The organism is Pseudoalteromonas sp. SR45-1 (assembly GCF_014163655.1).
Taxonomy (GTDB): domain Bacteria; phylum Pseudomonadota; class Gammaproteobacteria; order Enterobacterales; family Alteromonadaceae; genus Pseudoalteromonas; species Pseudoalteromonas distincta.
Genome location: NZ_JACJDR010000001.1, coordinates 384412 through 395883 on the forward strand (window position 1 = coordinate 384412; position 11472 = coordinate 395883).

Sequence of the window (11472 nt, forward strand, 5' to 3'; positions counted from 1 at the left end):
TTTAGGCCATTTTTTTTGAGGGAATAAAAATGAAATTTAAAAAAAGAATATTAGTAGGATTAACCCTACTAGGCCTATCTTCTTTTGCTAATAGCGAAACTGGAGATGCGGCACAAGTAAGCAGTATTGATGCTTTCTCAATGTCATCTGCTATACGCAGTGTTGTAGCATCACCTGATGGTAAGAAGCTTGCTATTTTAAGAGCGACTACTAAAAATGGTGACTATATAATTGAGATAAGAGATCCAAATAACCTAGATGCAGAGCCTGTAAGATTAGGCGCTGATAAAATGCTAATATCTTCAATCGTATGGTTAAACGATGAAAAACTTGGCGTTATGTTTAGGCAAATATTAGAAGATGGAAGTCGCAAATACTGGGTTAATAAGTTTGCAATAACCGATGCAGATGGTAAAGGCGACTGGCTATTACCATTTAAGAAAAAACGAAATGTTCAATTTAATATAATAAATATACTTCCTGACAAAAAAGATGAAGTATTAGTAGAGGTTGATATTAATAATAACTACATTCCAGATGTAGTGCGCTTTAATATTAATACTGGACGAAGCGTTACTGTAATGCGCGGAAATGAAAAAGTATCAGGCTCATTCGTTTCTGACTACGACGGTGAAATAAGAATAGCCCAAGGTTGGAATAAGTCTGATAACGCAATCGATTATTATGCCCGAGATAAAGGTAATGATGATTGGAAAGTAATTAAGCAAGTTAGTCCTAAAAAGCGTGAAAACTTTGAGATTTTAGGGTTTGCGAAAGGTAACCCTAACGAAGTTTATGTTAATGCCAACTTAGGCGAAAATACGACTGGCATTTATATTTATAATATTAAAACAGGTCAGTATTCTGAACGTCAATTTGGTCTTAAGTCTGTAGATACTGATGGTGTAATACTTGATACCGACGGCACCTTACAAGGCTTTCGCTATACAACTAAGCAACCTAAGTTTTATTTCACAGATCCTACCCTACAAACACTTAACGAATCTGTTGCGTCTTTATTTGAAGGTAAATTTGTACAAATCATCAGTAGCTCTGATAACGATAATGTATTAGTAGTGAGAGTATCTGCTGACGATAACCCTGGCAGCTATTACATTGTTACTAATAAACAGAAGTTAACTAAGATTGGTGATCGCCTTCCGTTTATTGATAAAAGTAAATTAGGAACCGTTAAATATATCTCTTATAAAGCAAGAGATGGACGTAAAATAAAAGCATACGTAACTATTCCTGCAACTAAAGGTCCTTACCCCGCAATAGTACTCCCTCACGGTGGTCCTTGGGTTCGTGACTCTGTTGTATTTGATGACTGGGCACAGTTACTCGCCTATCATGGTTACGTAGTTATTCAACCAAACTACCGAGGTTCTACAGGTTACGGTTTGGAGCATTGGATAGCCGGTGATAATAACTGGGGCTTGAAAAAACAAGATGATTTAGATGACGCCGCACAATATTTAATAGATAAAGGTTTAGCAACAAAAGATAAGCTTGCTTTATTTGGTTGGAGTTATGGTGGTTATGCTGCATTTGCTGCATCTATGCGTGAAAACAACATATATAAATGTGTTGTTGCCGGTGCGGGTGTAAGTGATTTAAGTCGTATCAATGCAACTCTTAACGAAAATCGCTTTTTAAGTATCTTACAACGCCCTACTATTACTGGTGTCTCTCCTGTAGAGCAAGTAAATAAAGTAAATATTCCTATACTGGTTGTACATGGCGATATCGACAGTCGTGTTCCAGTAAAACACAGTAGAGACTTTGTATCTGAGCTTGAAAAGTACAAAAAAGACTTTAAATATATTGAGCTAGAAGATGCTGATCACTTTTCTGATACGCTTTTCTACGATCATAAAAAAGAGTTTTATACAGAGTTGTTATCTTGGTTTGATAATAAATGTGGCCTCAAATAATGTAATAAAAGGGTGGCATTCATTTCATATGAAGAGCACCCTTCATATCAAATCGCCTAATTAGGTGATCTATTTTGAGGTAAGAAAATCGTACTGATAACAAGATAAAAATTTCGTTATCTAGTTATTACCAACAAATAATTAAGTATTATTGCTGATTCATATTAGTTTAAATACAGAATAACTGAATAGTAAAAAAGGCTTCTAAATTTATTTAGAAGCCTTTTTAATAACTGCAGCTTGCTTTATATTAGTCTTTAAGTGACTCGCCAACCACAGGATAATAATCCCAAACTTGTTTATCACTGAGTGAGCGTACAAGCTTAATGTATTCTGCGTGTGTCCAAGCTAGAGGTGTTGCTGAGTTTGTACCCTCGCCTAACTCATAACCTGCTTTATTTACGCCTACGCCATCCCATACTTGCTCCGGTAGCATCATGCCGCTATTAGCAAACTGCTCTAAACCTTTTACGTAACTATTTTTAATGTCCGCTTGTTTTGCATCATCAAGCGCATTATTTGCATTTGCAGCCGCTATTTCATAGTGTCCGCGTTCGCCTGTAAAAAATGGCCATACACGACCACGTTGGCCTGGCGTGTTGCTCCCACTTTCGGCGTAATTAGTACCTGTGGTTTCATCTTCGCCGTAACCGTCGTTACCATAACGGCGATAGCCTGCAAATGTGCCGCTACCATCGGTAAAGTTAAAGCTGTATTTAACTTGTAAGTTATCTTCAAGCGTTTCGTCATCGTACTCAGGTAGTGTTTTAACGATGCTTTCATCATTTGCACCGCGTACGCCATAGCGTACTAGCTCTAAAAACCCACCGTCTAAAATCTGCTTTTTGTTAAAACCTTCACGGCCATTGTTGGCGTTAATTTTAGTATTAGAGTTAGCGTCGGTGTCTTGACCTATACGAATAAAATACTCGCCATCGGTGCTATCACCCTTTAAATTACCTTCGGTGGTAAACATTTGCGATTCTATATTACTGTTGTACTTTTTAGCCGTTGCTAAATAACGATCAGCATTTTGAGTATCACCACTGAGTGTTGCTATGTCACTGGCTGTTATAAGGCCAGCAACAACGGCAGCCGTTGTAGAAGGAGAATAACCACTTTGCTCTTCCCAGCGCTCTTGCTGTGTTGCAGGTGGAGTAATTTGCATGTCGTTCCATAAAATTTTAGCTCTTCCGCCATTAACTAAAAAGTCAGCTGCCGGTTTTAGCATGCGTGCGTACCAATCTTTAAGTTCGTTATCACTTAGTACGTTTGCTTGATGTAACTTCCACGCGAGCATAATTGGCATAGCCGTTTGATCTAGCTGTACCCCTACCCATTCAAGTTCACCGTCAACATGTGTTTTTTGTAAAAACCAGCCAGTGTCGCCATTGTTACCGGGAGTTTTGCTAGTAACTTGTACTTTTTCAAGGTATTCGAAGGCCGTTTTTGCAGTGGCTGTATCGCCTAAGGCCATAAACGCCATAGCTACTTGATAAAAGTCACGAACCCATACCGCTTTGTAACCTGTAGAACCCTCTTTGGCTGAAACAGTTTCACCCCAAGGATTAGAAAGTGAGGCAATGAGCGCACCCGCATTGGTTTTGTCCTCTTGCGCCTTTAGCACCATTGCACTGGTATAAAGTAGCTTACCGTCATCGGCTGTTTGATTAACCATGGCGTTTAATGGCTCAAGGCTTTGTAAATAATCTTCCCAGCCTAGCGCTTCACCTTTACCGTTGTAGGCATCAAGCACATTTTGATAACCTTTAGATAAGCTCTGTGCACCTTGTTGATGGCTTTGCTGCTGGGTTTTACCAAAGCTTAGTGCTAAATCAAATGTGGTATTACGACTTATACTGCCAAGCTCTGCCAGCAGAGTGACGTTACCTGCCTTATCGCCAGTGTTTGAATATTGTTTGCTTAGTGTGTGTTGTTTTTTAAGTGAGGTGATGCCATCGCTCACACCTGTAAAGCCTACACTTTGCATTTTGAATGGCGTAGATGATTGCAACGTTAAAAAGTTATCGTCTTCCCAGGCAACTAAGCCTTGCTCAGTGGTTTTTGCAAAATCACCTAAGGCGTTGTTGTTTATATAGGGGTTAACAGCAACATACGCTCTCACGCCTTTAAGTGATGTATTAAAAATACTGCGTACAAACAATGTTTGTCCGCCTGGATCGGTGAATATGTGTTTTTCGAGGGTAAAACGCCCTTGCTTATCTGTGCTTGTTACTTTGTAAGCAAGCGATAGTGGTCTACCTTTATCGTCTTTATGTAAGTAATCAATTGTAACGTCTAAGTCGTCAGCTTCAGTGACTGTAAAGTCTTTACCGGTTACTACAAACTGCATATCTTTTATTTGTGCTTGGTGAATGAGTCCAAACATAGTTTCGGTGATCATACCTTTAGCAATTGAAAACCATACTTTTGATACTTCACCTGTCGCAGCGTTGTTATTATATTGGCCGTTTTGATATTGCTCAAAAGAAGTACCAATTCCGGTTTTACCCGCGTAAGCCCAAAATGGTTCAGCACCTGGTGCGCCAGGAGCGGCTGAAACTGTAGCGTCAATATTTTCGTTATTCGTATTTTGTGCACCACAGGCTGTTAAACCCAAAGTTAAAAGAGCGGTGGTAATCAGGTTATATTTTTTCATTGTGTGACCCTTAGTTTGAATTTTTAACGCGCATTACAGCAATTGCAGCAACAACGAATGATGCAGCACCAATTAATAATGCGTAAATAGGCTGATTAGAAAATACGTGGCGTAAAATAAGCCCTAAAATACTAGCGGCAAGCAATTGCGGTATAACAATAAAGAAGTTAAAAATACCCATATACACGCCCATTTTGTTACTCGGTAGTGCATTGCTTAACATTGCATAAGGAAGCGATAAAATAGAAGCCCATGCAAAGCCAACGCCTATCATTGGAATAAGGAGTATTTTTGGATCTGTTATAAACATAAAGCTCGCAAGGCCCAATGCGCCTAGTAATAAGTTAAAGCAATGCGCGCCTTTTAATCCCATTTTTTTAACTAAAAACGGAATACACATAGCAGCAATAGCCGCAAAGCCATTGTAAGCTGCAAATAAAATACCGACCCAATCAGCCCCATCGTTAAAGGCTTTACTTGTTGCATCACTGCTGCCGTAATGAAAGCTTGTTACTGCGGCTGTGGTGTATATCCACATAGCAAATAACGTAAACCAGCTAAAAAACTGCACCCAAGCAAGCTGCTTCATTGCCTCTGGCATGGTAAATACATCTTGTACTACTTGGTAAAAACCGCCTTGTATTTTGTTAGCAGCCTTTAATGCGCTTGCTATCCACTGCACAATACCAAACGCTAGTAAGCCACCAGCAAGTAGGTATAACTCTTTTTCAAGCGATAAACCCATTACTAAAGCAAGTGTTGCTAAACCTAGCACCACAAAAGTAATGGCACCTTTATTGAAATTGATATCTACTAATACTGTGTTCGTTGGTTTGGCAGTGTGGTTTTCAAAAGCAGCTAATTGCTCAGGGCTGTATTCTTTAGTGCGTGCTACGGTCCAAAGCACGGCAACAAGTAACACAACCCCACCCCAATAAAATGAATATTTAACAGATTCAGGGATTTGCCCTGGCGCAGCGGTATTACTTACGTCAAACCAATTGGTCATCATCCATGGTAGTGCTGAGGCTAATACCGCACCAATACCAATAAAAAAGCTTTGCAAGCCATAGCCCGTAGCACGTTGTTTTTCTGGCAGGTTATCGCCTACAAGTGCTCTAAAAGGTTCCATAGTGACGTTGATTGATGCATCCATAATCCACAACATACCTGCAGCAATCCAAAGGGTTGGTGAATGCGGCATGATAAAGAGTGAGATAGTAGTAAGTACCGCCCCTATGAAAAAGAACGGACGACGACGACCAAAACGCCCCCATGTTTTATCACTCCAATAACCAATTATTGGTTGCACTATTAAACCCGTTAGCGGTGCTGCAACCCATAAAATAGGAATATCATCAACTTGTGCGCCTAAGGTTTGAAAAATACGGCTCACATTGCCGTTTTGTAGTGCAAAACCAAATTGAATACCTAAAAAGCCAAAGCACATATTCCATATTTGCCAAAAACTTAGATTTGGTTTGTTGCTGTCATAATTATTATTTTGATTATTCATGATTAGCCTTATTAGTTAATACTGCGCTACTAAATGCATCTAGCGAAAGCATAAGCTTTGTAACTTCTTTGTCAGTGATGATCTTTACCGTGTTTTGTTCAAGTAAGTCGTGTAGCGGTTTATTTCGCTCAAAGGTATTTGCTTGCTCTGGTGTTAAATTAATTAATACCGTTTGTGGCTCCTCACTAAAATTACTAAAAACATAAACAGATTGCTGTCCCAGCGAGCGTACAAAACCAACAACGCGTTCGCTATTGCTAAGTGAAAGCTCTGACATGGTTCCACCTACAACAGCGGGTAAACGATTAAGAGCCATTATTGATTTATAATAATCACGAAGTAATGCTTGCTCGCTCGATAAGTTAGCGCCGTCGAATTTGCCTTTATTCATCCATGCTTGATGCGCTGGTACACCAATGTAGTCAAAAATACTGGTGCGGGTAGATGTACCAAAACCTGCGTTTTCAGATCCGTCCTCCCCCACATCTTGGGCAAAGTATAATAAAGTGGGTGCGCGACTCATTAAGCTAGAAACGACCATTGCTGGTTTCCCCCAGCGTGCATCACCTGCAAAATCGGGGCTCGCAATGCGTTGTTCGTCGTGATTTTCTAAAAAGTGCAGCATGTGCGCTTCAATATCAGCCACTTGGCTTTGGGCTGCAAAAATAGTATTAGCAGCTTGCTTACCCTGCATAATGGCTTTTAATGTGTCGTAAAAGCCGACTTTGTCATACAAGTAATCCATTTTTCCTTGCTGAATATACGCTCTGTACATTTGTGGGTTGTAAACTTCAGCCAATAAAAACGCATCGGGCTTTTGCATTTTTATTGATGAATTTAAAAAGCTCCAAAATTCAACCGGCACCATTTCGGCCATATCGTACCTAAAGCCATCTACGCCTTTATCAAGCCAGTACAAAGTGATGTCTCTAAATTTATACCAACTATTAGGAAGCTCTTTATTTTGCCAAAACGCATAATGAGCGCGATAATCTTGGTTTTCTAACTCTTTAGGTAATACAGGAAAGTCATAGCTACCATCAGGCTTAACGCCATAATTCACTCTTACGGTTTCGTACCAATCGTTAATATCTGGCTTGGGTGCACGCGCACCATTACCCGTCCATTTTGCTGGCGTTTCATCAAAAAAACCGTCAGCTAAAGGGTGAGTATTACCCCCTAAAACTGTATAGCTTTGTGATGTTGGAACCTGAAAAGACTGGCCTGGTACATAATAAAAGTTATTATTTTTATCGTACTCTTTGCTGGTGTCGTCTTGTTCACCAAAGTCTTTTATTCCTTTGGGTTTTGCTACTGATTTATAATTACGAGCCACATGGTTAGGTACAATATCTATAACCACTTTCATGCCATGCTCATGAGTGCGCTCAATCAGATCACTAAACTCACTCATTCTATTAGTCACATTTATAGCTAAATCTGGGTTTACGTCGTAGTAATCTTTTATTGCATAAGGTGAACCTGCACGGCCTTTAACTACATCAGGGTCGTCTTGCGTAATCCCATACTCGGTATAATCGCCCACTAGCGCATGATGTAAAACACCGGTATACCAAACATGGGTCGTACCCAATTCTTTAATACCTTTAAGTGCAGCATCGTTAAAGTCGGCAAATTTACCTACGCCATTTTGCTCTTTTGTACCCCAGGGCACATTCGCGGTCTGTGTGTTACCAAATAAGCGTGTAAATACTTGGTATACAACAGGCTTTGTTAACTCATTTTGCACCTGTTTAGGGGCTTGCTGTTGTTCGGTTTCATTATTGTCTGAGCACGCACTTGTTATAAGTGCGCTACACAGTAATGCAGGTACATAAACTGATTTTTTCATTGTGTGTCTTTTTGTCAGTAGTGTTATAGTTTTATACTAAAGATATCTGCAGCAAGCATACAGTTGCTGCATACGTATTCACTTAAACATTCACGGCGTATTAATCACTAATACCGTAGCAGCCATTGGCTTTAAGTTAATACTGTTAGTTAGTTTAAAAGTGTGTTGTTTGAATAATGCCTGCGCATTGGCATTTTTTGGTATAACTTCTTGCATGTAATCAAGATTATGCTTTTGTGTTACTTTGTTTTTATTCATAAAAACTAATACTGTTTGCGTATCACTAACGCGAGCATAACTATACACACCATTGTTCGGGCTGAAATGAACGAGCTTACCCTTTGTAAGTGCCGGGCTTTGCTTTCTAAAGTTAAGAAGCGTGCTTATAGTCTTGTGCATATCGCGCTGCTCTTTACTTAAACCTATTCCAGTAAACCCATTGGCGTTTTGATTTTTAAACCCACCTGGAAAATCAATACGTATATCACCATGATCTTTACTCGGCGTGTTATCCAATAATATTTCGGTTCCATAATATATTTGTGCAATGCCACGCGTTGTTAAAAACAAAGTCATCGCCATTTTAGTTTTAGCTAAGTCTTGCCCAAGCTCCGTATATACACGGCTCATATCGTGGTTATCAGCAAACACCATAATGTTATTGGTGTCTGGGTATAAAAAATCGTTAGCTAATGACTGATATACTTTAACCCAGCCTGTGCTCCAACTTTCATCTTCATTTAAAGCTCGAATTACCGCCTCTTGCAACGAAAAGTCCATCACACTGGGTAAGCTTGACACATACCCATCTTGATTAACTTTGCCGCGCTGCCAATACGACGCTATTGCAGAGTTTGAAGTCCACTCTTCGCCAACAATATTAAAGTGTGGGTATTCATCCATAATGGCCTTGGTCCAATCACTTAAAAACGCTTTATCTGAATAAGAATAGGTATCTACACGAATACCGCTTAAATCTGCGTATTCAATCCACCAAATTGCATTTTGAATCAAATACTCATTTAATAATGGTTGGCGCTGATTTAAATCGGGCATGCTAGCGACAAACCAACCATCGCTAAATTGGCGTTTATCGTAATTACTTGCGTGTGGATCTTGAATTGTTTGGCGCGCATGGCTTGTGGCATTTTTGCCATTTTCAAACTGCCCATTAAAGTTAATCCAATCTTGAGTTGGTTTATCCCTCATCCACAGGTGCTCAGAACCAAAATGATTAAGCACCATGTCCATAACAAGCCCAATGCCCTGCTCTTTAGCCTTTGTTGACAACGTTTTATACAACTGGTTTGAACCCATACGTGGATCAACGTTGTAAAAGTCTGTGATCGCGTAACCATGATAAGAGTAATCAGGCATGTTGTTTTCAAGCACAGGTGTTAGCCAAAGCTGTGTCACGCCTAGATTATTTAAATACGGTAGCGCATTAATTACACCTTGAATATCACCACCATGTCGCCCGCCTTTAAAGCTTGCATTTGCACTCTCTAACATACCTCTAACTGTATCGTTTTTTTCATCACCATTTACAAAGCGATCTGGGTTAATTAAATATAAAGCATCTGCATTTGTGAAACCTTGGCGTTGCGCGCTATGTTTATCTCGGGTAAGTAAAGGAAATTCAAAGCTATGTACTGGATCGCTACTCTTAAATTGAAGCGTTCCTGCTTTGGCGTTATCGCTAATATTTAAATGTAGAAAAGCATAATTAGGGTTGTCAGTGCGTGTTACGTTATTAAGTTCAACCCCTTTATACTTATCTAATTTAAATTCTTCGTTCGCTATATTTTGCTCATGCACGAGTACTGTAATGTTATTTTTATTCATGCCTACCCACCAATTGGCAGGCTCTACATTAAGTGCATAACTAAAGCTTGGTAAGCTACATGCGCTTACTAGTAAAAGTGTGTTTAAAAATCGCATTGTTATACCTTTTTAATGCTGGCTAAAAAATTCTGGTGAGTTGGTAGCTGCGCAACTGTTGAGTTTATCAATGTTTTTAAAGTAGAGAATAAATCGCTCAGTTGATCATCACTTAGTGAATCAACAATACTGTTATAGTCATCAGGGATAAGCCCTTGCCCTATCATGACTTGCTGCCAAGCAACTTCGGCGAATAGTTCATCATCTTCCCGCACTACTTTGCCTGTTTGTTTAAATAAACTCAGTTTATGGGTAAGGGAATTTGGTATATCCATTTGCATGCATTGACGCCAAAACGGGGTATCTTCTCGCTCGGTGAGTTTATAATGCAAAATAATAAAATCGCGTATATGCTCTAATTCAATAACACTTTGTTTATTAAACTGCGTTAGTAACGCATCGCTAATGCCATTATGTGGAAATAGTTTAATTAAGCGTGTAACCGCAGTTTGAATTAAATGAATACTGGTTGACTCAAGCGGCTCTAAAAATCCACTTGATAAACCAACCGCGACCACGTTTTTATGCCACTGCTTTAAGCGCCGACCTGTTTTGAATTTTATAATACGGGGCTCTGTAATTGGCTCAGCGGGTAAGCTTTTTAGCAGTAACTGCTTAGCATCATCATCTGACAAGTATCTACTGCAATAAACAAGGCCATTGCCAATACGATTTTGCAGTGGTATTTGCCATTGCCAACCAGCACTATGTGCAATAGATCGCGTATAGGGCTTAAGCTCATGAGTACTTTTTGTTTGAACAGCCACTGCACTATCGCATGGTAAGTAATGAGACCAATCAATAAACCCTGTATTAAGTGTTTGCTCAATTAACAAGGCACGCAGCCCGGTGCAATCTATAAATAAATCACCACTAATTTGACTGTCGTTATTAAGTGTTAGGCTTTTAATATTGCCTGTATAGCATTGTTCAGCATGGTCTATTTTTGCATCTATGTGTTTAACACCGCGCGATATAGCCAACTCTTTTAAGTATTCAGCGTAAAGCGTTGCATCAAAATGATATGCGTAACTCAGCCCAGGTAGTTGGGTATTAGGAATTGTATTGAGGGGCGTGAATTTATGCTGTTTAGCCGCTTGGTAATTGAGTGAAAAATCCCATAGTTCGTCTTCGCAACCCGTAACTTGGCCTTTTAACCAAAAGTTATAAAAATCGCAAAAGGGAAAGTCCTTTCCGAACGAGCCAAACGCATGCATATAGCTATGCCCTGGCGTTTTCCAATTTTCGAACTCTATACCTAATTTTATTGAAGCATTAGTGGCATTAATAAAATCTTGCTCGTTTATACCCAGCGCGTTATTAAGTTGAATAATGGGCGGTATTGTTGCTTCACCCACTCCTACCGTACCAATAGCTGATGACTCTATTAGTGTGATATTAATTACTTTACCTAACACTTTATTAAGCAGTGCTGCTGTTATCCAGCCTGCGGTACCACCGCCTGCAATTACCACGTGTTTTATTGGTTTCATATTATTGCCCACGCTTTAATACAGCGCTCAATAAACTTAATTAAGCTAATTGGTATTAATCAGTGTTTGATAAA

Annotated in this window: 6 protein-coding genes; 1 reads left to right on the plus strand and 5 read right to left on the minus strand. The window is 39.5% G+C overall.

The features are described from left to right. The first annotated feature begins 29 nt into the window (after positions 1-29). Positions 30-1937: a S9 family peptidase gene (locus H5089_RS01735; RefSeq protein WP_182711322.1), complete on the plus strand. Its 1908-nt coding sequence runs from the start codon at positions 30-32 to the stop codon at positions 1935-1937. A 250-nt stretch (positions 1938-2187) separates the two neighbouring features. Here the strand turns inward: H5089_RS01735 and H5089_RS01740 are convergent, their stop codons facing one another. The 5 genes from H5089_RS01740 to H5089_RS01760 all read right to left on the minus strand — a co-directional run bounded on the left by H5089_RS01740 (position 2188) and on the right by H5089_RS01760 (position 11398). Next, entirely contained in the window at positions 2188-4596 is a 2409-nt protein-coding gene (locus H5089_RS01740; protein WP_182711323.1) for a glycoside hydrolase family 15 protein, read from the minus strand. 10 nt (positions 4597-4606) lie between these two features. Further along, positions 4607-6112, minus strand: coding sequence for an MFS transporter (locus H5089_RS01745; protein WP_182711324.1), 1506 nt, complete (start codon positions 6110-6112; stop codon positions 4607-4609). Beyond that, on the minus strand, positions 6105-7964 hold the full coding sequence (locus H5089_RS01750; protein ID WP_182711325.1) for an alpha-amylase family glycosyl hydrolase: 1860 nt from the start codon (positions 7962-7964) through the stop codon (positions 6105-6107). Before H5089_RS01750 ends, H5089_RS01745 begins: the two co-directional genes overlap by 8 nt. A 90-nt stretch (positions 7965-8054) precedes the next feature. After that, positions 8055-9905 (minus strand): glycoside hydrolase family 13 protein, encoded by a 1851-nt coding sequence (locus tag H5089_RS01755; protein ID WP_182711326.1) that lies wholly within the window; start codon positions 9903-9905, stop codon positions 8055-8057. A gap of 2 nt (positions 9906-9907) precedes the next feature. Continuing rightward, a complete protein-coding gene (locus H5089_RS01760) occupies positions 9908-11398 on the minus strand; it encodes a tryptophan halogenase family protein (RefSeq protein ID WP_182711327.1) in 1491 nt (496 codons plus the stop codon). Between the last annotated feature and the right edge of the window lie 74 nt (positions 11399-11472).